Below are 26624 nucleotides of genomic sequence, written 5' to 3' on the forward strand. Positions count from 1 at the left end.
AATGAATACGAGAATCCCAATTCTAAAGCTATATAATTGTTTGTTTGTTTCCATTCAGTGGGAGCTTGATGACAAAACAGCATTACAATTTCAAGAATTATTGCTTGAAAGAATACATGAAACCGGTGCTAGAGGTGTAGTGATCGATTTAACTTCTGTCGATATGATAGATTCGTTTATTGCTAAGGTTCTAGGTGATGTGATTAGTATGTCCAAACTGATGGGTGTAAAAGTGGTTTTAACTGGCATTCAACCTGCTGTAGCGATTACGTTAGTTGAACTCGGGATTCACCTTCAAGATGTACTTACAGCAATAGATCTAGAAAAGGGGTTAGAAACAATACAAAGGGAGTTGGAGGATTAAAGCATGGAGAACGAATCCTCTGTACAAATAATATCAGAATGGGATATTGTTGCAGCTAGGCAACTAGGGAGAAATATTGCCAAAGAGCTCGGATTTGGAACAGTTGACCAGGCAAGAATCACCACTGCCATTTCTGAGTTGGCACGTAATATTTATTTATATGCCGGGCATGGAGAGATTCATTTCGAGCCAGTCAATGATTTCGAAAAAAGAGGTTTAAAAGTAATGGCGGTTGATCATGGCCCAGGAATTCAGGATATTCGAAGAGTGATGGAGGATGGGTTTTCAACATCTGGTGGTTTAGGGGCAGGATTACCAGGAGTGAAACGCTTAATGGATGAATTCGATCTGACCTCATCACTTGGAAAAGGGACTACCATTCGGGTAGCAAAATGGCTTCGAGATAGGAGGGTTGGTTAGGAAGATGGATTTTAAACCGATTTTAGAATCAAGTTATCGGGAGATCCTTCGGAGATATATAGAAAATTCTTCCGAAGAAGCACTTTACCAAGGACAAATGTTCAGCAGGAAATCGATTGAACAGCAAATATCTCCTGAAGAAATTATAAGTATCCATTGTAAAGCTTTAAAGGAGTTATTTCCAGATATTAATCCTGACATATTAGCATCGTTTGATTTCCTTATTGAATTTATGATGAACTATGGTCTAGCCTATCAAGAACATCTGAGCTTACGAGACCAGCAGTTTGAAATTAAATCGGAAATTGAAATCGCCGCCAGCATCCAAGAAACCTTATTAGAAACACCCATTCCAAAGCTTGAAGAAGTGGATATCGGTGCCATAAGTATACCGGCTAAGAAAATGAATGGGGACTTTTATCGCTTCGTTCAGGATGGAAATAGTATTAGTGTTGCCATTGCAGATGTAATTGGCAAAGGAATACCTGCCGCACTTTGTATGTCAATGATGAAGTATGCAATGGACAGTGTAGCAAATTCTAGAAAAAATCCGAATGATGTGTTAACCAATTTAAATAGAGTCGTAGAAAATAATGTGGATTCAACTATGTTTATTACCATGTTTTACGGAATATATGATTTCGTTAAGCATTCATTTACTTATGCTGCTGCGGGGCATGAGGAAGGGTTCTATTACCATGCCTCTTCTCAATCATTTGAGGACATTAAAACTCGGGGCATTGTGTTAGGGGTAGAACCGAATTTTACCTATGAGCAGTATGAAAAAAAGGTTCAACCCGGAGATATGATTGTTTTACTATCGGACGGTGTGACAGAATCAAGGACGGAGAATGGATTTATTGAACGTTCGGTTATTACCGATTTAATTCAATCCTTTATGCATTTACCCGCACAAGAAATGGTGGAAAACATCTATCGTCATATCGAGAGACTCCAGAATTTTGAGCTTAGAGATGATTTTACACTCATCATCTTAAAAAGAGTTTAAAACCCCCTAAATCGGGTAGTTCTTATTTGAAACATATGAAGAGTGACTAAAAAATCAATGAAAGGCACTTGGTAATGATGCAGAGTGAAAAAATGCTTGAACTTGACCTTAACCAACATATTCAGGCAATTGCCTATCAAGTTCCAAAGGAAGGGAATGTATTTAACGGGGATAGCTTTTTTATGAAAGTAACAGCCGAATACTTTATATGTGTGGTTGCTGATGGTTTAGGGAGCGGGGAGCATGCGTATCATTCGTCCAACGCGATTAGTCAAGAAGTGGAGAAAAACCATGATAAAGAGGTAGAGGTATTAATCGATAGCTGCAATCAGGCCCTAAAAGATAAAAGGGGTGCTACTATATCGATATTAAAGGTGCATTTTTTACAAAAGACCTTCACCTATAGCTCGGTGGGAAACATTCAATTTGTTCTTTCTTGCCCCTCTGGTCGGTTTATCTATCCACTGCCTATCCTAGGATATTTATCTGGGAAGCCCCAAAAATACCGCTGCGAAACCTATTCCTATGAAGAGGGGGCAAAATTTATTCTTCATACGGACGGTCTCTCGATTCCCGGCATTAAGTCATTGGTAAGTTCCTCTTGTTCGATTGAAGAAATCTCGAACTATTTAGAGAGGAATGCGAAAATAGGAAAAGACGATCTGACGTTTATTGTAGGTCAACTTCTCTAACAATAACCAATCCCATTTTGATTGAATAGCTAACAATTATATTCTAATTATTATAAAAATAGGTGCATTTACACTATAGCGGGTATAACCATGGGAATACCTTTGTGAAGTTTACTATAGACTTACTAAGGAGGGAAAAAGTTGGATAACTTCTATGATACTAAAAATATTTCAGAATATATTACCAACCATAATGATGAATTCCAGAATAAACTTTTGTCTGAAGCAGTCAATGTTGCCTCAAATATTGAAGGTATTTTAAGAGAAGGTAATATTGATTTATTAAAAAATGCTCAAAAGCTAGTTCTATATGTCGTGGAAAATAGAAAAGATGACCTCACCATTTTTGCGAGAGAAGAAGGAATTGCTTGGGCGAAGCATTCATTAACTCTTGCGTTCAAATTAGAATGGGTACATGCTATAAGACGTGCTTTATGGTATTTTATCAGACTTTATGATCAAACACATGAGAATGAGCAATTGGCTAAAAGTTTTTTTGAACTGGAAGAGTTGGTTAATGATGGAATTGATGAATTTCTTAATTCCTTTTTCATTAGCTATTCACAGTATAAAGATGAACTCATCCTATCCCAAAGGCAATTAGTCGAACATCTTTCTGTACCGATCATTCCAGTTAGCCAAACGGTAGCTGTATTACCATTGATAGGTACATTTGATTCTTATCGAATGGATATTATAGAAGAGAAAGTATTAACAGACATATCAAAGCACAGGCTTCTAACCTTAATTATCGATTTATCAGGAATATCAGATATGGACGAATTAACGATTACTCATTTTCAAAAAGTGTTGATTGGTATAACGTTGATGGGAGCTAAATCAGTCATAACGGGTTTACGACCAGAACTTGTTAGAAAAATGGTTCATTTAGGAATTGATCTTACTAGTTTTACTGAAACCAAAGCAACCTTACAGCAAACATTAAATAATTATCTCGGTTAACCTCTACATATCTAAGGTTTTATCCGTATGAATTAATAATATAAAGAGAATTGAGAACCGGCTGCCGTTATTCGGCAGCCGGTTTTTTTTTTGCCGGGCTATCTTGCCTTGCTTGATGCGACTTTTCTTTCTTTTTTGACAAAAAGTTAGTTTATTAGACAGAAACAAGGGTATACGTTTAATAGAAAAGATTCCGGAAGTCTTTTAACATGATTAACCACCTAAGGAGCTACAAATATGAAAAAAATAATCGGAAGTCTATCTCTTATTTTACTCTTATTCTTATCAACCATCCTATCAGGATGTTCAAGCAAAAGCAGTGCCGCTAGTTCAAATGGGAAGGTAGTGGTCGATTTTTGGACCTTTTGGGGTTCGGAAACCAGAAGACCGGTGATTGAAAAATTGGTCGACGACTTTAACAAATCCCAGGACAAAATCTTGGTTAAACATACCTTTATCCCTTGGGGAGATATTTGGACCAAAAATCTTGCCGCTGTGGCAGCAGGCAACCCTGCCGACGTCGTAATCAATGATATCAATAGTGTTTCGCAGCGAGCTGAAAACAATCAAGCAGAGGATTTATCAAAATACATAAATCAAGATACATTTAAAAAACAATTTTACCCGAATCTTTGGGAAACAGTCTTATATAAAAACAAGCCCTATGCAGTTCCGTTCACAACCGATACAAGATTGCTATTTTACAATAAAGATGCATTCAAAGAGGCGGGCTTAGACCCTAATAGACCGCCTGCTACCTGGAAAGAGCTTGAAGAAGATGCCAAGAAGCTAGATGTGAAACAAGACGGCAAATATACCCGGATTGGATTTTATCCATTGTTTGGCGGCTTTGGTGCTCCAAGTTGGCTGAAAAATGCGGATAATGGCATTGGGTACGTCGAAAACGGAGAGTTAAAAATAAACACGCCAAACAAAGTAAAAGGATTAGGATGGTTAGCTGACTGGCAAAAACGCTACGGAGTGAAGACGATCCAAAACTATCAAGCTGAATTCAGCAACGGGCAAACCAATCCATTTATTGCAGGTAAGGTTGCCATGTTTACAGATGTAGCCACCTTCTATACTCAAATCCGTGACTCTGGTACAAAAATGAATTTCGGTGTAACCACAATGCCTGCATTTGATGAAAACAGCAAGCCATGGAGTGATGGCGGCGGATTTGTGGCGGAGATTCCAAAAGGAGCAAAACATCCTAAAGAAGCGATGGAATTTATTAAATATTTAACTGGAGAAAAAGCTCAAAAATACTGGGCAGAGAAGAACTATGATAACGTCGCCAATATTAAAGCGGCTGAGAGCGTTTTAAATGATTTAAATGGTAACGCTAAAGCGGTGTACCAAAACGCAGTAGATTCATTGCGGTATACAACTCTATCTCCAGTTCCTAATCAGTATCCTGACTATCAAGAACGAATTAATCCTCTGGTAGAGTCAGCGATCGACGGCAAAATGACACCGGCGCAAGCCTTAACCAAGGCGGAAAAAGATGTCGCAAAGATGAAAAAATAACGACGAGAAAAGAGAAGCGTTCAGCGCTTCTCTTACTCGTATGAGATAGGATGAGCAGAATGGAAAAAGTAACAGGTCAAGTGGATACAAGAATGTCGAGTATCCCGCTTAGCACACAGGAGAAAAGAGTCCAAGTTCCGTCGGTTTCCAGGGTAAAGTGGAAACGGAATCTGATCGGCTATGTATTTATTTTACCCTGGCTGATCGGTTTTGTTGGATTGACAGCAGGTCCTCTCGTTTTTTCCCTGTTTGCCAGCTTTACAGACTATAATATTACTTCCAAAATGAATTTTATTGGACTGGAAAATTATAAAAGAATGTTCACATTAGACGATATGTTCTGGACAGCGCTATGGAACACTCTTTACTATGTGATTTTTTCTGTACCCTTAACAACGGTCGGAGCCATTATGATTGCAGTTTTATTAAACCAAAAGGTGAAAGGGATGAAGGTGTTCCGCACTATTTATTATCTTCCATCTATTTTGTCTGGGGTAGCAGTCTACTTCTTATGGATGCAAATGTTAAGCCCGTCTACAGGGTTAGTCAACCAATTTTTACATCTATTCGGAATCGAAGGTCCTTCATGGCTCTTCGACCCCCACTGGACAAAGCCTGCACTGATATTGATGAAGATGTGGAGTGTAGGGGGAGGCATGCTGTTATATCTCGGTAGAATGCAAGGCATTTCTCCGTCGTTATATGAAGCTGCTGATTTAGATGGGGCAAGTGGACCTCAAAAATTTTTCTATATTACCCTTCCGATGATAACGCCGATTATCTTCTTTGACATCATTACGAGTACTATTGGATCGTTTCAAATTTTTCAAGAAGCTTATGTCATGACACAGAATGGACAAGGCGGACCAGGCAATTCGCTGCTCTTCTACAATCTTCATATGTGGAACAACGCTTTCAAATCGTTTGATATGGGATATGCTTCAGCCATGGCTTGGTTCTTATTTATCATAATAATGGGTCTGACCTTTATTAATCTAAAAGCAGGAAAGAAATGGGTTTATTATGATGGAGGAGATGACAAGTGATTGGAGCAGAAGTAAAAAGGTCCGTGCAATACAGGAAGCAAAACGTCAAAAAATCGATGGTGTTTCTAATTCTTTTCGTAGGAAGTATCGTATTACTGATTCCTCTATGGTGGATGATCTCTACTTCTCTAAAATCTCCTGAGGAGATCATGCAATACCCGCCAACCTTTTTTCCAAAGGGTTTTCATTTTTCCAATTACATAGAAGCATGGAAAACCGGTGATTTTACGAGATGGAGTTTGAATACCTTACTGATTGCTGTTGTCAATACCATTGGTAATGTATTTGTCAACGCCTTTATCGCCTATGGGTTTGCACAGGTCCGTTTTAAGGGAAGGAATGCTCTCTTTGTTTTGGTACTTTCCACGATGCTGATTCCCGGTTTTGTAACGATGGTGCCGCAATATGTTTTGTTTTCAAAATTAGGCTGGGTTAACACCTACCTGCCGCTCATCGTACCGGCCTTTTTGGGAAGTGCATTTAATATCTTTCTCATTAGACAATTTATGTTGACGATTCCGAAAGATATCATTGAGGCTGCAACAATAGACGGGGCCAGCCACTTTCGGATTTGGTGGTCGATTGCGACGCCGCTGGTTAAGCCGGCGTTAATCACCGTGGCGATTTTCTCCTTTACCGGCGCATGGAATGACCTGCTGGGTCCATTATTGTATTTAAGTGATGAAAAGCTGTATACCCTTCAGTTGGGCCTTCAGACATTTAAAGGCAGCGTCCAAACGCAGTGGAATTATTTAATGGCCATGTCTGTGATGGTACTAATTCCAACCCTATTGATTTTCTTCCTGTTCCAGCAATATTTTATTAAAGGTTCCAATATTTCAGCAGGAATGAAGGAATAAGTGACTGATAAAAAAACGGCTCTGCTTCACCGAAATCGTTTCAAAAACGATTTTGGTAAACTAGAGTCGTTTTCATTTTGCCATTTTAATCATATCCCCCCCATTTTAAATGAGTGAAATATATATATAATTATGGAACCAATTCAAAAACAGTACCTTGGTTAAAATCAGTCACTTTCATAGAGCCATAAACCGCTAAATAAAGTCTGGTTTGATCCTGATTCGTTCCCAAATTAACATAATAGGCAGATTGGGACCCAAAATTATAATCGGTTTCAATTACACTAAAATCATTTTGTTTACCATCTGTTCTTATCCTCGTATAAGCTAAAACCCCTCTTACCGGGGAAGGAGGTTCTTTTCGGGCAAGGTCGGTAAACAAAACGCTGCCCGTTAAATCAGGGATTCCATTCCCCAGATAGGCTTGGACTCCTGTCAGGGCAGTTCCTGCAAATTTATCGGGTCGTTGATCTTGATGAAAATAGCTCGTTAGAGGCTCGAGGCGCCTTGCTGAAGTGTTTACAGCTTCATTGTAATAGGCCATTGTTTTCTCGTCCAAACTCGAATTATTCGGGCAGCCCCTGATAATGGAAGTGGGAAAAGCACCTTCCCATCCACGCCAGCCAAGGTTAATATATCCTTCTTGGTCAGGTTCGGTGTTTCTTACTTGGTCTTGAATAAGCTGTGTAACCGGGATGGGTTTATAGTGAAGGAATGAAAAAATCGACTCTGCCAAATCCTGACCGACATTTCCCACATATTTAATATACTGATTATAAAGACGTTGATATGAAATGCCTGGTATATTGCGAACCCCTTTGGCCATTACCGTAAGCGTTTCCTGAATAGGGACAGGAAGTTCATTAAAACGTGTAACCACAGAGGGATTTTGGCTAAAGGTATTCTTGGACACGTCGATTTCGATTATTTTACCTGCTATTTCCATATGATCCTGACTTAAATTAAACGGATCATAGCCTGATCCTCCATCACCGGTGGTTAAAACAAGTTTTCTTGTTTCAGGTGAAAAGTTTAAGCTATTCACACCATTATGATTCATAAATGGTCTTCTTAAGTTAAGTAAGGTCCGGCGTTTTTGATGTTGACCATTCAATCGTACAATCCATTCTTCTACTGTATCAATATGATCATAGTGAGTTTCTCTGTTTTTCCACGTTTGGTTTAAGGTTTTAGGGTCACACGGGTTAGGACTAAAATGCTCAGAAAGAGCCCCTGGACCTTGTGTTCCTGCCACAGAATAATGAAGATAAAACAAACCATTAGAATAGAATTCGGGATGAAAGGCTAGCCCTAGCAATCCCCGTTCATCATAACCGCCACTAGAAGCACCTAGCTTTATGATTTGCGAGCGAATATCTAAGAATGTCCTTATCCCTCCGTTTTCTATATAAAAGATCTCACCTACCTGGGTTGCTATAAATAATCCTTCCATTGTGCCACCCGGGAGGATAGCGGTTTTTATAACGGTGGGTAAATTGATCTTACTAACAATGGGTTGTAAACGAACCTTCACTTTTTTCACCTAACTTTACACCCCTTCTTTTGGGTTTTCTTTTATATGAATATGAGTAGAAATGTACTATTAGTACCACCTCGGGGCAGGTGAATCTGGTAAGGCATAGGAACACTTTCCAAACAGAATAGGAGGAATCCAAAAATGATGACAAGCTCTCCCTAATTGGAAAACAGCAAATAAATTCAGCCCTTTCCTTTTACGTTCCTCATATGCTTTTTCCGATAGTTGAGTGGCGACATGCTGTAAGTTTTTTTAAAAGCGCTCGAAAAATAGGGACCATAACTGAAACCACACTGTTCTGCGATGGATTGAATGGAATGATCTGTTTTTAATAACAAAATTCGTGCTCGCTCAAGACGATACGTATTTAAATAATCTAGTGCCGTTACTTTATAGTATCTTTTCATATACTTAGCGATTGTATTTTCATGGATATTGAATTGTTCGGCTAACATCCTGTTGGTAATTGGTTTTTGGTAATGATCTCTTATAAATTGGGCCACTTTTTCTGTAATCATGTACCCACTATCTTTTGCCATTCCTTGAGACTCCAATAGATTAATGAGCGAAAAGAAACTGATTTGTATATCCCAAAATGATAATTCCTTATTTTCTTTCGTAGTCGCTAATAAGAGCTGATCTATTTTTTTGTAAATCTCCTCAAAATCTACTAATTTACACTTTTTTTGTAATTGAAGGGTATAGTTGTGATTGTGAAAGTGTAAAGAGGGGATTGGAATGTCTGATTTTAATTTCCTTGGTTCGACTCCTTCTGAATAGTAACTATTTGTGTAGAAGTGCAGCCAATAAAATTCTGTTTCTTCATCTGTTGGTCGTGTAGAGAAATGGTGCTTTAAAGGCAGTAATACTAACATTTCGTTTTTACTTACAGTAAAATCTTTCCCATCCTCTGTTAAGTAAAGCTTCCCTTTTTTTACAAAAATCATATCGAAATACTCCAAATCACTTCTATTTGGATGCGATGACCATTTTTCATATTTCGTGAAATTCCCCTCAATAAAGATGGGAAAAGGGGGCACGGCAATTGACACGATTTCCATACAAATCACCTCGATCTTTCATCCTCAAGCTACAACTCGTAATGCTTTCTTCTAAACTTCGATTTCCTTATGAATATTTTAACCGTGTGAAATATCTTAAAAATTGAGTAGAATCCTTTATTTTCATTCTTTTTATAGTTTGCTATATTTAGAAGGAATTAAGGGTAACGCTTTCACTTCATTATACCTTTAGATCCTTATTAATAACACATTTAATTAACCGATGTCTTTTAGTAAACCTTTGAAAGGGAGGCGAAACTTTGGAAAATAAACAATTCCGAATTGGAATTTCACCGAGTGGAAATTTGACAAATCTAGTATTAAAAGAAGATACTCATCAAATGAATTGGGTTATGGACTCATCGTATCTTGATGGCAGTGGATTTGATGAAAATGATAAATTGTTTGGAAATTTTTCTCTAAAAATAGATGGGGAAATCGTAAGTAGTGTTGATATGTTGCCGACCATATCACAAGATGATGCACAAGCTATAGTCACTTATGCTTTTGAACAAATAGAAGTGATCATGAAGTATGATTTGTCTCGATCAGAAGGTCGGTTGGTGTGGAATATCAACCTAAAAAATAGCACAGCAAACAAATTGAAGATTTCAGATTTTGCAATATGGTCGTCTTTTTCCTATGTGATGTACCGTATCAATGATCTGAACTTACAAACCAACCATTCTGCTGCAATCTTTCCATCGATCTCAAAGAGCTATTCTAAGTTGGCGTGTGTTCGCAGAAGTAATGAGGCACCCCATTTGGGGATGTATCAAACAAAGGGACAAACGTTATCAGTAGGGACTTATTGTGCGTATAATAATCTATTTTTCGAAAGCGTTTCCCCTTCATTAGATGGTCTTCTTTTTCATCAATTAATTTTAGCAGGAGGATATCCAGAGGAGTTCGAAAATGCCGATTGGTTATATGAAAAAAAGGGGTTCATTCTAACAGGTCTAAGCGAAAAAGAATGGGAATACGCGTTAGAGCCTTTTAAAGATCAAAATGAATTTTATCTGATTGGACAAAAAAATTATGACCATCCTATTTTTGATTTCGAACCACTTGCTATTGCTAATCAGAATTATGAATTCGCTTTCGAATTACCTAAAGATCAGGATTTGACGGATTCCTATATCGAATACTTGGATGCAGCTGGTAATAGAAAAAAGAAAAATATCTTTACTGCTATTAAAAATGAAAACAATAAATATCATGCTAAACTTATATTCCCTACACCTGGGGAGCATAAGATCACCATTGAAGTAAATAATCAAAATTATGATAGCGTTATCCTTAATGTGATGGAACCAATTAAAAAAATGATTGAAAATCGTTCTCATTATATAAGTGAAAAATTATTTAATGGGGAAGACAGTGAAACCCCTTACAGTTACTCGCCTATATCCAACCAGGGTGAATCCTTAGGGAAATTAAGTCTTGTGTTAAAAAATAATCTATTAGGTACTATGAATCCGAAGGAAGTTCAAAAAGTAGAAGCAAGCTGTGTCTATTACATTCGTCAAAAGTGGTTCCAAAACGGTGAATTTACAAAACCAATCAAGTTATACGGTGATTTTTACCGTTGCATGGACTTCGAATATATCGGTCATGTATTTTTTCTTCTTTCACAGTTTGATAAAAATATTTTACAGTTACACCATCCGGATACTTACTTATCCTGGGCGGCAGACGTGTTCTCCTTACGGGTAAATCCTGATTCACATGATAACCCGAGAGGCAAAGAAGAAGCTGAAATGCTAGGTGTGTTCTTCTTATACATTGATGAATTAATGGAAGAGCTTAAAAGTCGTGGACTAACTGAAAAATATGAGGAAATCAGTTCTTTATGGACCAAAATCGCACAAAAGGTATCGAATGATAGTAAAACCTATAAAGCTGCAGTAACCGAGCATTTTTATGATAATGCTGGATTTGGTCCTGCAACAGGCGCTTTAGCAAGCACCCATCATTTTGAGTCAGCAAAAAAATATGGGGAATTAGTTCTTGCGAATATTGGATTTTCAAACGATTTCCGCGCCCAAAGCCCTGACCGCTGGTGGGAAGCACTGTCCTATATGATTCATTCCTTATGGGGTGGAATTACCGCTGCAGCATGTTTGAAAGCTTATGAAGAGTTACATGATAGCAGGTACTTAAAAGCGGCCTACCGTGCGACGATCGGTATCCTTTACTGCTATGATACCAATGCCAAAGCCACTGATACAAAGCTAACAACTGGGGAAGCAGCTTCCACCTACAGTATTGCCGGCCCACATATCAATCGGCCTGACTTATCCCGAAACCGATTTGGCCAATCGACTTTCTATCGAGATGGTGGAATCTTTACTCGTTTATTCTCGAAAGAAGAAGAAACGGCTGATTGGGATATGGGTGAAGAACTTGTTGCTTATCTAGATGGATTTGGACAGAAGACCTTCCTATATGAAGAAAATGGAACCGTTTCCGTTGTGAATGGCTCGATCGAAAAGACAACAGAGGGACTTTTAATTACTAGTAATGCTCCTTACCCGACTGAATATCATTTCTATGATAGAAATTTACATTTTGTTTCAAAAAATGGAGAAACTATTCGACAAGTTTTATTAGTAGATGGTGAATTTAAACTAAAAAAAGAAGAATTACTTACTAGGGAGTGAGATGAATGATGGAGGGAAACACAGCAAAAAAATTGGAAATCGGTATGAAGGAAGAAAATAACTCCAAAATGCCTTTAAAACGAGTATTAGCTTACGCAAGTACGGATACGGCTGGTAATTTATTATATTGTACACTTACAAGTTTTATAATGTATTTTTACACTGATGTTTTTGGAATTTCGATTGCTTCAGCAGGATTAATTCTACTGATTGCGCGTATATTTGATGCTTTGGATGCACCTATTTGGGGATTAGTGATTGACCATACAAAAACCAAATGGGGCAAAAACCGCCCGTATTGGCTATGGTTATCCGTTCCTTTTGGGCTCATGGTGTTTTTAGCTTTTTCAGCACCAGATTTATCAACTAGTGCCAAGTTTACCTATGCTCTAATCACTTACATTCTGGCTGGTGTCGTTTATACAGGTATTGGAACACCTATCACGGCAATTTTACCTAATTTAACCAATAAATCTACTGAGCGTGTCCGGTTAAATTCTTGGAGAAGTAATGGCGGGATGATTGGTTATTTAATCACAGCTTCATTCACTTTACCTCTTGTCTCGTTTTTTGGTAAAGGGAACGATCAATTTGGGTTTCAAGTAACCGTAGGTATTTACGCCGTGATTGCGATTGCCTTACTGCTTTTTGCTTTTGCTGGAACGAAAGAAATCAATACAAAAAGTATTAAATCGATTCCTATTAAACAAAGCTTTAAAGCAGTGAAGGGGAATTGGCCTTGGATTACTTTGGTTCTTGCTTTTATCTTCTATTGGTTAGGTAATACAGCTAGAACTTCAACAGTTATTTATTATTCAGAATATAATCTCGGTAATAAAAACTTAGCATCTATCTTAAACGGGCTTGTCGTGTTTCAAATGGTATCAATCACAATACTCCCATTTATTGTTAAGAGATTCTTGAAAACGCATACCCAAATTATTGGATTTTCAATTGCAGCAATTGGTCAAATCATTATTGCTTTTGCGGGAAGTAATGCTTCAATGGTAATTATTGGATGGGTAGTAGCGTCGCTAGGAACAGGTATTGCTGTTACATTACCATTTGCCATGTTATCTGATACTGTCGATTATGGAGAATGGAAAACAGGTATTCGTGCGAGCGGCTTCTTAACTGCCATCGGCAGCTCATTCTGTATCAAATTAGGATCTGGATTAGGCAGTTTTATCCCTTCTATCATTATGGAAAAAGCAGGATATGCAGCAAATGTAACTCAATCGGCTACATCATTAGCTGCGATTAAATTTTGCTTTACCTGGTTGCCGGCGATCTTCTTTATTGTTGGAGCGATTATCATGATGAATTACATTAAATATGAAAAAAATGAAGCAAATATGCGCAAAGAGTTATTATAGGGACGGTTCTCGGTTCTTTTTGGAACAGGGGACGGTCCCTGTTCTTTTTATCTATTATTATGTTAAGAAAATTTCATTTACCAACCATAAAGCAACTAGTTTATAATATAAGGATGGCCAAAATAGGTATGGAAATCTATTTATGACTAGTAGGAGATTTAAGATTTAAGTAGGTGAGGACAATCGATGTTATTGAAACAAGGGTGAGAGGTTTTATTGGAGATATTCAACACCCTAAACAAAAGAAGAAGATCAATATAAACGATTTAGAAATTCAGTTGCGGAAGCTATTGAAGGATTACTTTGAAATGGACGGCTATTCGTTGTTTTATCATGCCATAGAAACATTGCAAGCCGAAGGCCAGCTTATTCCTATTCAAAATAACCAATATAACGGCAGATTACCTGCTCTTCCATTATATTACTGGGTTAATATAAAAGTTCTGGTCTCCAAATGGGATCGTCTTGAGATGATGAAATTAAGTGATCAATTTGATTTTTCCTATTATGAACGGCATCCCGAATGGCAAACGGAAGAGGAATGGAGTCGAATCCAAAATCTATATACTTTTCTAAAGTCCAGTCAGGAACGGGAAATTGTATCCGTCGAAGAAAGAAGCCTTGAGCTCTTTGGCCATGAAAAATTTTTACTAGATGGAGATAGTTTTCCTGATGGCAAAGGCTTTTTGGCTAGAATCGGAGTATCAGAAGAGCAGCTTAAAATAGTGAACTACGGGGAGCCTTTTGTATTTTGGATCAAGCAGGGTACGGAACTCAAAGATATTCAGCGGGTCTTGATTGTTGAGAATCTATCTTTCTTTCATACTTCCATTAAATTATTGGAAGCAAATGAACTGGATTATGAGCCTGAACTGATTATTTATGGGGAAGGGACGAAGATTGAACGGAGCTTTTCCTTTTTCTTTCGGATGTTTCCACCTAAGCCTTATCTTTTCTATTACGCAGGAGATCTTGATGCTGCAGGATACGGGATTCTCATTCGTCTGATTGAAAAATATCCTGATTGCTGTATCCAGCCGGCCTTGAAAATTTACCGCAAAATGCTTGAATGTCTCAATCAAAGGAATGACCAGAAAGCAGGCCAAACACAAAACACCCAATACCGCGATCGATTTTTTCAATGGTTTACTGACGAAGAACAAGCCATATTAAAGCAATTATGGCAGGACAATAAACGGATCGCTCAAGAAGTGTTAACGATCGAATCATGGAGGAGATGGAAGTGAACGAATCATGGGAAGGATTTGGCAAGCGGCTGCAGCGGCTGAATCCACTGTTTGAGCTTGGGAGGGGAATGGAAGTAGGGGAGCTGAAACCGTATATCCAAACCATCCTCATGCAAGTGCTCCTCACCATCTTTTATAGAGAATTAAATGATGATGATCATAGACGGAAAGCGGATATCAAGTATATGGTGCAAGATTCGATTAAGCAAATGAGGTTACTCGCAGACGATAAGCAGATCGAACGGATTACAAGCGGGCTTTTATATCAGGGAAAAGAGGAGTATAGTAAACCGTTTGAGGCCTTCTATTATGATGAAATCAAACAATCCTGGGAAACACAGACTTTCCGCTATGTCGCAATGGATGAATTGTATACCAATCTAGAGATGGGCGGATCGATTGTGTATAAATTGACGGATGTTGCGCAAGAAATGATTTTTATGAGCAGGGAAATGGCAGAGGAGTTCTCCATCACCATTGAGCAGCTCTATAGTATGCAGCTGATTAAAAACGGTAATTTCCGCAAAGCTACGCGAAACCTCGATCACCTCATTTCACGAGTAAACCGCCTGATGGCCAATGAATTTACCTTTCAGAAGGAAATGATTAACAATCCCAAAATCTTATTGATGGAAGAAGAATGGCAGCGGGCTGACAATCGTGTGGAAATTGAAAAGCAATTTGATGAAGAAAAAAACCACTTCCGTACGATCACTAGTATGATCGAAAAAACAAAACGAAGGAACGAAGAGGATGATTATATTCAGAAGGAACTCGTTCTTCTTCAAGAAAAAATTGGTCATACCAGGCAATTGCATGATCGTTTTGCTAAATTAGTGATTCAAAATATCTCTTATGAGATGAAATTGAAAGCGGAAAACCCTTCCTTGTTCTGGGAAAGCAGTCTGGTAACATTTCGTGAACATTTTTATGAAAATTGGTTCATGAAGGAAGGTGTTCAAGATTTTAACGAATTAGAACGAGTGCTTTCCCCTTTATTTTCACCGCATAATGAGTTTATTTTGCCGCTTGAGTGGATTTGGGGCGAACAAGAATTTAACGAAACTCAAACGACGGACGTTGTAATCGAAGATGAGGTGGAAGAAAACATTACTCGTCAGCGGGTAACGAACTGGGACTCTGTTATTAAGGCCTGGAGCTATGTTTTTCAATTTCTACAAACTTCCGGAGAGTTTTCGTTAGCTGATCTTGAAGAACTGCCTTTAGAAGTGCAGGAATTATGGTTTGAAGAATCTGAAACAATTGATTTATGGATGATGTTTGATAAAAAGCCGCTGAAGGTTCAGGTGCTGCATCGAAAAGAAGACACCTTAAGCGATGAGAGGGAAATTCTTCTTTATAAACTAATGATGGAGTATCCGCAATTTCAAGTATTTGAAGGCTCAAAGATATATACATCCTTTGATCATCGAGCGGAGCCTTTCACCTGGTACAGAATGAAAATCACTCCTTTTAAAATATGTGTACAGGAGGAGAAGTAATGAACGCAGAAACGATTAAACAGGCGTCGGCCGTCTATTTTACTCTATTAAAAGAAAAAGTAATCGATGAGAATAGTGAACACTTCCAGGCTTATTTTCATCCGGAAGTGAGACAGACCGTTCTTTTATTAGCGGACGAATCAGGTACCTATATCATTGAATCACCGAAGCGCATCCAATTGGTGGTTCAGCCGACTGGATCTGTCTTTGCGACGAATTTTACTCATTTGAAAGAAAAGCATCGGCAAGTTGAAACGAAGAAACACTTCAATCTGATGAGTGTTGTTATGATGGCGTTTTTGGCAGCCATCGACCGTAACCAGGCGGCAAAAATTCGCACCAAGCGGGAAGGCATCAGCTACTACGCGTTAGAGCGGCAAGTGAACGATCTTATTATGAATTGGGATAGCATCCTTAAAACAAAACCTTCCTTTGGAGAAGAAGAACGAATTGATATGAAAGAAGTGGTGACTACCTGGAAATACATGGAGGTCGACACGGACGATTATGGTGTTAAAAAAGGCAATCGACGAACCAGAATTGGGTTAATTGCCGGCGCGATGCGTTTATTAGAGACGGAAGGGTTAATTGTCATCCTTGACCGCGACGATATACCAAAGGCAATTCCCAAACAAGAGCTTTTTGAGCGGATTGAATACTTATATCACGATTATAACCGTTATGAATTATTTAAACAGTTAATGACTTCAGAGGAGGATCAGCATGCCGAAAATCCACAGAATTAGAATTGTTGGCCTCAAGTATGATGGCATGCAAAAGCAATACAAAGATACCACTTTTAATTTCCATAATGAGGAGACTTCGACAAACGGCCTCATTGCGATGATGAATGGCGGCGGGAAAGGTGTGTTCCTGCAAACGATTTTTCAGATATTGAAACCTGGAACTTCGTGGGGGAAACAAAACAACCGTTATTATCAGCAGTTCTTTTTTAATAATAAAGAACAATTTATTCCCTATACCTTTCATGTTCTGATTCAATGGGAATTGGACGGAGCTGACCGCAGGCATCTGGTCACAGGAGGAATTTTCTCAGCTGAACAGCGGATTTCGATGAGTGAAGAAAGTGGAAATGAAAGTAAAACACTAGAACAAGAAGCCAAGATCCTTCCTAATATTACCTTTTATACAAGAGAATTTGACCGGAAAGAAGAGGCAGCACTTGAGCATATTCCACTCTTTGAAAATGATGAAGTAGCTGAAACCGAAAGCTTGAAGGATTATTTAAAATGGAATGGATATGACGTTTACCGAGATACGAAGAAGCACTATCGCATCCTTGATACATACGGAATTAACCGTAAAGATTGGGATATTATGAAGGACATCAACAAGGATGAAGGGGGCGTAGGGAAATACTTTGAAGGAGCTGAGGATGATTTTTCCTTGTTCCAAAAAAGAATTATTCCGACCGTCAGCCAAGTCTTACATCGAACCGAACATCAAAAGAACGATCTTGTGGAGATCTTTAAAAGCCAGGCCAGTATCGCGAAGGACCTGCCTGTTCTGCTAAAAAGAGAGCAAGCCCATAAAGAGTTTTTAGAGGACATTGTTCCATTTGAAGAGCACCTTGCTAAAGGCATAGAACATAAAGAAATTGTTCAGGAAAGTATCAAGGCAGGCAGACAGCTGCTTGGGGCTTTAGAGCATTTGAAACAAACGGAAGAGGAAGCACTAGTTACTTTAGAAAAAGAGCTTGAAAAATTAATCGTAAGGCAGGCAGATTTACGTTTTCAAAAAGACAACTTAGAGTATGCAAAAGCGCACAGAGAAGTGATGGATTGGGAAAAGAAATTAGCCGAAGAACGGACCAAGCATACTTCGTTGCAAGAGGTTGTGAAAGAAAAGCAGGATCGAAAAGATCAATACTCGTTTCAACTTTTATTGAAAGAGTGGTTTGAAAACGAACAGAGCATCCGATCGCTTTCACAGCAAATCGAGAAATTGGAACAAAATAGCGGTTTAGAGCAAGTGAATCAAAGAATGAATGAAATCAAAAAAGAAGCAAGTGCGCAATGGGAACATGCCTATCTCTCCGTTCAAGAAGCAGTTAAACAATATGCGGGATTTCAAAAGTACTTAACTAAAAAAGGAAAAGAGCTGTCGAGACAGGATAATCAAAAGACAAAAGACATTGCCAAGCTTAGTACGGAAATTGATTATCTTTATACGGATATACATAACTTTGAGTCGAAGGAAGCGGCATTGGTGAAAGAATTTGGTGACCGCTTAACCTATGATTTAAAGGGACTGATTGAAAACCTTCAAAAACAAACGGAAGACAAAAGGGTTACCTTAGAGGAGCTGCAAGCAAAAGAGAAGGAATCTAGTGAAAGGCAAAATCAACTAGCCACATCACATGGGACACTGGTCCAATCCATTCAATTTTCAGAAGAAAAATGTGAAGAGTTAAAGGCTGCCAATGAAGCGCAAAAGCAAAAAGAAACGAAACTGCTAGATAAGCTGCATGGTTTATTAGATGATGTCACCGCGCCGTTTACTCATTCTCTTCTTTCGAAGTATGTCATCCGGATTGAAGAAATGCTCGTAGATAACGGTGAACAAGGGGAACAAATTAAGAAAGATCTTTGGGAAACCCAACTCGACCATTCCTTAAATGATGAGCATTTCTGGATTGCCAACAAAGATGTAAAAGAATTAAAGGAATGGATCGACGAGAAGACGGGCATTGATGTCTTTTATGGAACTCAGTTTCTGCAATCATTAAGTACGGAGGAAATGACAACCTGCCTTTTGAACTATCCGCTTCTTCCATACGGTTTGGTTGTCAGCCAGCATCAATGGCAAAAGATTAATCAACAGGTCCTTTCCGGCAGGTTGTTTAAAAGTCCTGTTCCGATTTTCTTGCGTGAGGAAATGAACCGCGAAAATCAGCAGCCATCCTTTGTGATTATCAATGGTACTGAGCGAGAGCTATTAACCGATAAGAATCTATTTACCAACTGGAAAATAAAGATTGCTAAACAAATAGAGGAAAAGAAAGATACTCTTGTTGAAATTGAAAAAACTGAAGCCTTGTACCGTCGTATTTTAAAAGAAATAGATCGTTTTTTATCAGGCGAGTTATTGAGTGATATCGAAAGAGCACTCCAACAAGAACAGAACGCCCTTCTTTCAAAGAAAGCGAACCTACAGGAAATCACCACCAGGGAAGATAAAGAAAGAGAATTACAGCTTCAGCTCAAAGAAAAGCTTGAAACAACGAAGCGAAAAATAGGGAAGTTTTCAAAAAATATTGAGACATTAGAGCTGTTTGACCAAGAAAAGACACTATATCAAGAAAATAAACGGGTGAGACTAGAGAAAGAGAAACAAAAGGATGCCTTAGGTTCGAAGCAGCAAGAAATTGTCAAAGAGCATCAAGACATTCTTGACCTGCAAAATAAGTGGAGTCAAACGTATCTAGAATGGAAGCTTACAACCGAACAAGCTATTAAAGAAATAAGCTTCTTTATAGAAGAGGCAGCTTTTCCTGCGGATGAAAAAGCGGATCTTAGTGAAGAGGTTCCGAGTTTATCCCCACATTTATTAGAAGAGATCAATGGAAAGCATGAGTTAAAACAGCTCCAAAAATCAAAAGAGGAACAGGCGAGAGAATTGCTTGTGATCCAAGCTAGAAAAGAAACCGAACAAAAGCAGCAAAAGAAATTAGAGAAGAAACTCGATTCGCAAAATAAGGAATGGAATCAGGCTCCAGAACCAGAGGAACCCATTAGTATATTAGAAAATATGCTGCAAACCGCACAAAAGGAAGCGAAGGCAGCGGAAAAAGAGGAACGGGAACAAGGTACGGCTGTAACTGTAGCAGAAACCTCCTTAAAACTTGCGACCGAGCAACGCGGCAAGTCAGGAAAGAAAATCGAAAAACATGAGAAACAGCCTGAAGAATGGGAAGACCTCGCCTTAGAGATTAAGGAAGTTGAAATTAAAGACCAAACAAAGATCACGAAAGACGAAGTAAAGAAGGCGGAGAAACGCCAAAAAGAAACAGAAACGAAAATTACGGGTTATGAAGGGGATTTATTAACCTTATCCGTTATTTTAAAGGAGGAAGCGGCAGCCTTTACAGACGATGATGTCGAAAGAATTAACAGCCAAGGAAAAGCAGGGATCCTATCCTGGTGTGAAGACCATCAAGCGATTCAGAACGAAGGCCAAGAAAAGCACGCGAAAATCGAACAATCCTTGCGTAACTTAAAGCTTACGATTGAGGGGAAAGATTGGGAGATACGCTTTAAAAATGAAGTCCTCACCACACTCGATCATATGGATACAAGGCATTATTCACATATCCAAAACATCGTGAAAAACATGAAGCGTTTTTCACAAAGTGGATTGGAGCAATTAGAACGAGATAAAGAACGGGCAGAAAATGCTCAAAACTTCTGGGCAAGCCGGGCCAGCATGAAAGTGATGAGTATTTCAGAGGCCATTCGTTCGATGGTTGCGAAAATGAAGCTGAAGAATGAACGAGGGTCCTTTCCGCTCGTCCAGCTCAAAGAAGATATCTTACCGAGAAAAGCTGAAGATATCGAGTCATTATTGAAGCAGCATTTTGTTACAGCGATTAATAAAATAACGAAACAATTTGATGTGATTGATGATGGTAACCAAGCCTTGGACCAAGAAATAAAGCAGCTGATTAGTGATGAGCAAATCTTATTTGTCTCATTGCGGAATCGATATCCTGAGCTGCTTGTTTATAATATGCGGACGGATAATGCCTTTATGTACGGAAAACCGCAAAGGGGGCATTATTCAACCTGGCAGACGATTAATCAGGGTTCTAGGACGAAATCCGATGGCAGCGGCGGACAAAAGTTATCGGCTCGAATGGTCATGATGATGATGTTATTATCCGTTAAAAGTGAGACCGACCAAAGCTGGGTTCCGTTAGTGTGTGATAATCCGTTTGGACAAGCTGCATCCGCGCATGTTCTGGACCCGATCTTCGCAGTTGCCGAAAAATTGAAGTTCCAATTCATTGTCGTCACGCCGCCTGAACTGGTGAAAACGGAAATTAGTCAAAGATTTGATGCCTATTATAAATTGGACTTTATTCGCGAAAAAGGAAAAGAAATTGTTTCAGACAGAATTGTTCCAGCATTTCGAATTTATCAGGGAACGGAAGGAGCGCAGGTAAAATGAAACAGTTCTAAATATTGTGTAAGAAAGAAACTCTTCTAAATGGAGAGTTTCTTTCCTTTTTAACCCATTCTATGGAACTAGCAACCAGCCAAATTGCTTTAGGGATACCCTCTGTTTCAAATAGATTTTCTTGTTGAATATTCGGTTAGCCAATGGGGAATTGTGATTTGTTTTGTTTGGTTGTATTCCATTCTTTCAGGTCCTGTCTTCATCCATTTCTGTAGGGGCGCTGGAAAATCGTTTTCTTCAAAGGGGAATACCGCAATGTCCGCAATCGTTGGAGGATAAGGACTTTTTCGAATGTGGTTTTTCAGTTTCGCCATCACTTTTTCAACATCCATTTCAGAACAGAATTGGAACCATTGCTGAACCGTCTCGTCCTTGAATACGAAGTTGGAATAAACAGATTCGATTAGTATTAATAAATTAACTACCTCTGATTTAGTCATTGTTTTTTCTCCTCCACCAAAATATCACCTTTGTTTGTTTTTTTGAGCTGCTTCCCTTTTTTCTCCGCTACTAGTATCGACCTGATGTCCTCTTCGCAATACAAAAAGCAGTTAATTTTCCCATCTCGATTTTTCAATTGAAACTCGTATCGTGGGACAAAAAAAGGCGGCCAACGGCTCACTTTTTTGATGTCCTATTTAGAGATTATGAATAGTTTATAATAAGCAACTTGTACCATCCATTCCCAGAAAGTAGAGGTGATGATTATGGCAAAAAAATCAAACAACAATAAAAAAAATTCTTCGGCTTCAAAGAATAGCAATAACAAAAATAACAAGAATAACAATTCTAATAAATCAAACCAAAAAAATAAGAAAAAATAGATTGAGGACAAGGTAAAATAAAATAGTCCCCTCCATAAACAGATAAAAGAAAGCCAACAAATCTGTCTTTGGAGGGGACTTCCTTATGGAGAGAACCAACATCAAATACACGAATTTCAAGTTCTGTTTATTGACTATGTGGTAGATTTCTCCCCCTGGGACATTGGCCTGTCTTTTTCTCAGGGACAATTTTTAATCATAGCGGACTTGGTCTTCTCCGTCTATAATGAGCTCAAGTTCTGTAAGAAAGTTAAGTTCTAGCGGTGCAGGTAATCGATCCATTAATTCCTTTATTTCCATAAGATTTTCTGCTTCCTCGATCGTAGAGGGAGGTTGTTTTAAATGCTGGTACCAATTCTTTAATTCGTCAATAAACTCATAAAAATGCCGCTCAAACCTTTCTGCACATTCTTCGCTTTCATCCTCTGAGGCTTTCTTCATTAGTTCCCAATCTTCTAAAGCAGTTTCCAATTTCTCTTTTACTCTATTTATCAAACATAATCACCCCTCGTAATTAGTATAATATGGCGCTTAAATAAAAAACAAATCGCTATGTAGTGATACAGCTCCTCCATTTAAGGGTATGGAATAGTAAATAGTAAATTTAAGGAGGAATAGATAAATGAAAGACCTATTTAAAAATGGATTCCTTTTAGGGCTTGGGGCTGCACTGTATGGCAAAGAAAAACTTGATGATTTGGTGAAAGGTATGATTGAAAAGGGGATCGTAAGCCAATCTGAAGCAAATTCTTTAGTCTCAGATTTTTTGAAGCGTGGTGAAGAAAAAAGCGAGAGCTGGAATCAACAATACCGTGAAATGGTACAGTCTCAACTAAAGGATCTGGGTTTCGTGCCCCGGGAGGAAATCGATAACATCCAATCCCAGCTATTACTGCTTCAACAAGAAATCGCCGAATTGAAAAATAATCAAACAAACGAAGAACAGAAATAGGTGGCAGGATGGGGACGAATGGAATGAGACGTTTAAACCGATATAGAGAAATTGTTTCCCTGTTGGTCAAACATGGATTTGGTTACATAGTCCAGGAGATTGGTTTAACCGATACCCTTTCTATGAAAGACCGAGTCATAGCAGATATTAAACAGGGAAACTCACAGGAAATGGGGCAGCGCTTACGCCATTTATTAGAGGAGCTTGGTCCAACTTTTATTAAGTTAGGCCAGCTCCTTAGTATTCGAAGTGACCTGTTTCCCGTAGAAGTCATTTCTGAATTGGAACTTCTTCAGGATAACGTGAATCAGGTATCAATTAAAGAAATTAAGGAGAAAATTCAGCTCGAATTCGGACGGACGGTGGAGGAAGTCTTCACTCGCTTTGATGAAACACCGGTCGGATCTGCTTCTATTGGCCAAGTTCATGAAGCGGTCCTGCCGACCGGACAGAAGGTAATGGTAAAGATACAACGGCCTAACATAAAAGAAACGGTTTATGCTGACCTTGGAATATTAAAGGATATAGCAAAGATGATGGAAACCCACTACGATTGGGCCGAACATTACCATGTAACTGATTTGATGGACGAGCTGGCAGAATCAATCAAAAATGAACTGGATTACATGGAGGAAGGCCGGAATACGGAAACGATTCAGCTTCAATTTGAAAGCCATTCCGGAATAAAAGTCCCTGAAATTTATTGGGATTACACGACAGCCGAAATACTTACGATGGAACGGATAGACGGAATAAAAATAACCGAGATACAGCAGCTTGACCTAACTCAGCAGGAAAAAAGACAGATAGCTGATTTGTTGATCGAATCGTTTATTACGCAAATTTTAAGGGAAGGTTTTTTTCACGGAGATCCGCATCCCGGTAACATTCTATACATTCCTGATACGAAGCAGCTCGGGTTTATAGATTTAGGCCAGGTCGGAAGGTTGTCCTCGAGAAAAAGATATGATGTGACCACCTTGATGATTGGTCTTATGAACGAGGATACGGATTTAATCGTGAAGGCCATGTACAAACTTACCTATGTCCCATCATCCGTTGATGATAAGCAATTTTACGATGACATTGACAGAATTAGAAAAAAATTCAGCCATACTCCTCTAGGTGAATTGAATTTTGGTTTGACGATCAATGAACTTTTCTCGACTGCACACAATCATCAGATTTATATCCCAACTGATTTCATGATGCTGGGAAAAACGTTAATAACGTTGGAAGGAATTATTAAGGATATAGATCCGTCTTTAAACCTGCTTGAACTCGCCAAGCCTTATGGTCAACAATTATTGATGGAACGCTATAATCCTGTTAAATTTGGCAAGAGACTTTTAAAAGATGCAGAGGACATGACGGAAAGCTTTACAAAAATTCCTGGACAGCTCGAGGAAGTTCTCCAGAAAACTTCGGAAGGTGACTTAAAAGTAAAAATTAGTGTCCATGAGCTAGAAGATATTTTTGCTAAAATTGACCGCTTAAGTAACAAATTCTCGTTTAGTTTAACACTACTTGCTTTTAGTATTGTCGTATTAGGATTAATAGTAGGGGCTACTTTCGGAACCAACACGATTCTCACCAGCATACATGCAGTCGAAGTTGGCTTTGTTATTGCCTTTTTAATGTTTTTGTGGATTATTTATTCCATTATTAAAACAGGCCGCTTCTAACTTTTTTCTACATGATAGTTGATCGTTGATTGATCCTGTTTAAGAATACATTAAAATGCCCGGGAAGGTTCACTTCCCGGGTCATGGTTACGATTCCATGTAATTAAGCTGTTCTTCAATTTTACCATCATCATCATGAATGTAGACCATCGTTTTCGCTTCTTCTGCCATCCTTTTGGCTTCTTTTACAGCTTCACTTTTTGAATCAGTTGTGCTGGCTGGCTCCTCTTTGCCCTCAATCTTCACGGCCCAGCCTTCCTCGTCATGTGGAACTACATGGAACCTTGCCTCATCGGTCCCGGCGCGATCTTTAAAATATTGATCGCGGTCAATATGGTTATTTGTTTTATTTGCCATCGGTACTACCTCCCATTATAAATTCTCTTGTTGAAAAGATTACAGGCCACCATACTTTTTTTCACTAGAGGAAGTATTCTTGCTATCACGTTTGTGCTTTTCCTCTTGTTTTTCTTCATTTAGGTCTTCCATCGGGATTGGATCTACTGTTCTTTCACTTTCAAATTTATCAAATAAGCTTTCGTTAGTTGTTTCATATTGTTCCGGGTGATCCATTTTAATTGTTTTGTAACTTTCGCTGTTCTTTTTAATTCCCATCCACTCACTCCTTTTTCTTTTGTCTATTTTTTACCCTATTGGTAATTAAATAAACGGTTTTTTATCATCTCTTTCCAAGAATCTTAGATTAATTGAAAGAGTGATGAATAGCAGATGAATGGGTATATAAGTAAGAAGATGATAATGAGGAAGTGGTTAATATGCGTTTCGAACGAGCATTATTAATTTATAATGGAAATGCCGGCCAAAAGGATATGAAACAGGCACTCGCTGTCTCTGTTCCGATTCTATTATCCAGTATTTCAAATTTAATGATTGTCCAAACGCAAAGAAGCGGCCATGCAAAGGAGCTTTGTCAGTTGCATGGACCAGATGTTGATTTGGTCATTATCCTTGGTGGAGATGGTACTGTCCATGAATGTATTAATGGACTATCAAACCTGGATCATCGCCCTATGATTGGTATATTACCTGCTGGCACGTGTAATGATTTTTCAAGGAGCTTATTAATTGAACAGGATATCGCCCTAGCTGCGAAGCAAATTATCTCATGTGAAAGCATGCCAGTGGATGTTCTCAAAGTGGATGAACAGTACTGTTTAAACTTTTGGGGGACGGGATTAATCGCAGAAACTTCCAATAATATTAGACCAACCGAAAAGAACCATTTTGGGAAAGTAGGTTATATGCTCAGTGCAATCAGGACAATGAATAAGATGGATCAATTTAAATATGTGCTAGATATTGATGGGGAGAAAATGGAAGGAGAGGCGCTCTTAATCATTGCAGCCAATGGGAATTACATTGGAACCAAAAGGCTGCCTTTTAAAGCGGTTAGTTATCATGATGGACTCGCAGATGTCTTTATCATTAAACATACAAACTTAACGTTGTTGAGAGAGCTTTTTACGACAGATATTACGATTCAAGATAATGAATTAAGCCAGGAAATGGACCATTATTCTGGGAAATCAATTACCATTTATACAGAAGAGGACATGGATGCAGATATGGACGGGGAAGTGTATACCAAAACGCCGAGTCATATTACCGTGCTCAAACATCATTTACAAATGGTAACTCCGAGTGGAAAATGGTAAACGAGAGTCTTGTATGGA

At 38.6% G+C, this 26624-nt stretch carries 23 protein-coding genes; 17 read left to right on the forward strand and 6 right to left on the reverse strand.

Translation table 11 applies throughout. The annotated features are described in order from the left end of the window. Window position 1: 1 nt before the first annotated feature. From J7E81_RS05075 to J7E81_RS05110, 8 genes are all read left to right on the forward strand, one after another. Window positions 2-364, forward strand: a complete 363-nt coding sequence (locus J7E81_RS05075; protein ID WP_215041019.1) for an STAS domain-containing protein — start codon at window positions 2-4, stop codon at window positions 362-364. Between the two features lie 3 nt (window positions 365-367). Beyond that, window positions 368-784: an anti-sigma regulatory factor gene (locus tag J7E81_RS05080; protein ID WP_215041020.1), complete on the forward strand. Its 417-nt coding sequence runs from the start codon at window positions 368-370 to the stop codon at window positions 782-784. Between the two features lie 4 nt (window positions 785-788). Further along, window positions 789-1793: a PP2C family protein-serine/threonine phosphatase gene (locus J7E81_RS05085; protein WP_215041021.1), complete on the forward strand. Its 1005-nt coding sequence runs from the start codon at window positions 789-791 to the stop codon at window positions 1791-1793. Window positions 1794-1885: 92 nt separating this feature from the next. Further along, complete coding sequence (locus tag J7E81_RS05090) at window positions 1886-2485, forward strand: PP2C family serine/threonine-protein phosphatase (RefSeq protein WP_215041218.1); 600 nt, start codon at window positions 1886-1888, stop codon at window positions 2483-2485. A 141-nt stretch (window positions 2486-2626) separates the two neighbouring features. Continuing rightward, entirely contained in the window at window positions 2627-3448 is an 822-nt protein-coding gene (locus J7E81_RS05095; protein WP_215041022.1) for an STAS domain-containing protein, read from the forward strand. Window positions 3449-3685: 237 nt separating this feature from the next. Continuing rightward, window positions 3686-4978, forward strand: a complete 1293-nt coding sequence (locus J7E81_RS05100) for an ABC transporter substrate-binding protein (protein ID WP_215041023.1) — start codon at window positions 3686-3688, stop codon at window positions 4976-4978. Between the two features lie 59 nt (window positions 4979-5037). Further along, window positions 5038-6024, forward strand: a complete 987-nt coding sequence (locus tag J7E81_RS05105; RefSeq protein WP_251028429.1) for a carbohydrate ABC transporter permease — start codon at window positions 5038-5040, stop codon at window positions 6022-6024. After that, complete coding sequence (locus J7E81_RS05110; protein ID WP_308162139.1) at window positions 6021-6884, forward strand: carbohydrate ABC transporter permease; 864 nt, start codon at window positions 6021-6023, stop codon at window positions 6882-6884. Before J7E81_RS05105 ends, J7E81_RS05110 begins: the two co-directional genes overlap by 4 nt. A gap of 130 nt (window positions 6885-7014) precedes the next feature. Here J7E81_RS05110 and J7E81_RS05115 read toward each other — a convergent pair whose 3' ends face one another. Together J7E81_RS05115 and J7E81_RS05120 are read right to left on the reverse strand one after the other, a co-directional pair. Then, the gene (locus tag J7E81_RS05115; protein WP_215041024.1) at window positions 7015-8427 is read right to left on the reverse strand and encodes a PQQ-dependent sugar dehydrogenase; all 1413 of its coding nucleotides are present in this window, start codon (window positions 8425-8427) and stop codon (window positions 7015-7017) included. Window positions 8428-8603: 176 nt separating this feature from the next. Next, window positions 8604-9482: an AraC family transcriptional regulator gene (locus tag J7E81_RS05120; RefSeq protein WP_215041025.1), complete on the reverse strand. Its 879-nt coding sequence runs from the start codon at window positions 9480-9482 to the stop codon at window positions 8604-8606. Between the two features lie 260 nt (window positions 9483-9742). On the opposite strand from J7E81_RS05120, the gene J7E81_RS05125 reads away from it, so the two are divergent. From J7E81_RS05125 to J7E81_RS05150, 6 genes are all read left to right on the forward strand, one after another. Further along, on the forward strand, window positions 9743-12145 hold the full coding sequence (locus J7E81_RS05125) for a hypothetical protein (RefSeq protein ID WP_215041026.1): 2403 nt from the start codon (window positions 9743-9745) through the stop codon (window positions 12143-12145). A gap of 5 nt (window positions 12146-12150) precedes the next feature. Beyond that, a complete protein-coding gene (locus tag J7E81_RS05130; protein WP_251028430.1) occupies window positions 12151-13521 on the forward strand; it encodes a glycoside-pentoside-hexuronide (GPH):cation symporter in 1371 nt (456 codons plus the stop codon). A 173-nt stretch (window positions 13522-13694) separates the two neighbouring features. Further along, window positions 13695-14768 (forward strand): Wadjet anti-phage system protein JetD domain-containing protein, encoded by a 1074-nt coding sequence (locus J7E81_RS05135; RefSeq protein ID WP_215041027.1) that lies wholly within the window; start codon window positions 13695-13697, stop codon window positions 14766-14768. Further along, window positions 14759-16270, forward strand: coding sequence for a hypothetical protein (locus J7E81_RS05140; RefSeq protein WP_251028431.1), 1512 nt, complete (start codon window positions 14759-14761; stop codon window positions 16268-16270). Before J7E81_RS05135 ends, J7E81_RS05140 begins: the two co-directional genes overlap by 10 nt. Then, on the forward strand, window positions 16270-17016 hold the full coding sequence (locus J7E81_RS05145; protein ID WP_215041029.1) for a DUF6063 family protein: 747 nt from the start codon (window positions 16270-16272) through the stop codon (window positions 17014-17016). Before J7E81_RS05140 ends, J7E81_RS05145 begins: the two co-directional genes overlap by 1 nt. Next, complete coding sequence (locus tag J7E81_RS05150; RefSeq protein ID WP_215041030.1) at window positions 16994-21460, forward strand: coiled-coil domain-containing protein; 4467 nt, start codon at window positions 16994-16996, stop codon at window positions 21458-21460. Before J7E81_RS05145 ends, J7E81_RS05150 begins: the two co-directional genes overlap by 23 nt. A gap of 116 nt (window positions 21461-21576) precedes the next feature. Here J7E81_RS05150 and J7E81_RS05155 read toward each other — a convergent pair whose 3' ends face one another. Further along, window positions 21577-21909 carry a glutathione S-transferase family protein gene (locus tag J7E81_RS05155; RefSeq protein ID WP_215041031.1) on the reverse strand — a complete coding sequence of 111 codons (333 nt, stop codon included), beginning with the start codon at window positions 21907-21909 and terminating at the stop codon, window positions 21577-21579. A 576-nt stretch (window positions 21910-22485) separates the two neighbouring features. Beyond that, the gene (locus J7E81_RS05160) at window positions 22486-22788 is read right to left on the reverse strand and encodes a hypothetical protein (protein WP_215041032.1); all 303 of its coding nucleotides are present in this window, start codon (window positions 22786-22788) and stop codon (window positions 22486-22488) included. A 127-nt stretch (window positions 22789-22915) separates the two neighbouring features. Here J7E81_RS05160 and J7E81_RS05165 point away from each other — a divergent pair, with 127 nt between their 5' ends. Further along, window positions 22916-23245 (forward strand): phasin family protein, encoded by a 330-nt coding sequence (locus tag J7E81_RS05165; RefSeq protein WP_215041033.1) that lies wholly within the window; start codon window positions 22916-22918, stop codon window positions 23243-23245. 23 nt (window positions 23246-23268) lie between these two features. After that, complete coding sequence (locus tag J7E81_RS05170; RefSeq protein WP_215041034.1) at window positions 23269-24930, forward strand: ABC1 kinase family protein; 1662 nt, start codon at window positions 23269-23271, stop codon at window positions 24928-24930. A gap of 87 nt (window positions 24931-25017) precedes the next feature. On the opposite strand, the gene J7E81_RS05175 is transcribed toward J7E81_RS05170, so the two are convergent. Continuing rightward, a complete protein-coding gene (locus J7E81_RS05175) occupies window positions 25018-25287 on the reverse strand; it encodes a DUF2188 domain-containing protein (RefSeq protein ID WP_215041035.1) in 270 nt (89 codons plus the stop codon). Window positions 25288-25326: 39 nt separating this feature from the next. Next, entirely contained in the window at window positions 25327-25545 is a 219-nt protein-coding gene (locus J7E81_RS05180; RefSeq protein WP_215041036.1) for a hypothetical protein, read from the reverse strand. A 161-nt stretch (window positions 25546-25706) separates the two neighbouring features. On the opposite strand from J7E81_RS05180, the gene J7E81_RS05185 reads away from it, so the two are divergent. Beyond that, the gene (locus J7E81_RS05185) at window positions 25707-26606 is read left to right on the forward strand and encodes a diacylglycerol/lipid kinase family protein (protein ID WP_215041037.1); all 900 of its coding nucleotides are present in this window, start codon (window positions 25707-25709) and stop codon (window positions 26604-26606) included. Window positions 26607-26624: the final 18 nt, after the last annotated feature.

The organism is Bacillus sp. ISL-18, from assembly GCF_018613415.1.
Lineage (GTDB): Bacteria > Bacillota > Bacilli > Bacillales > Cytobacillaceae > Neobacillus.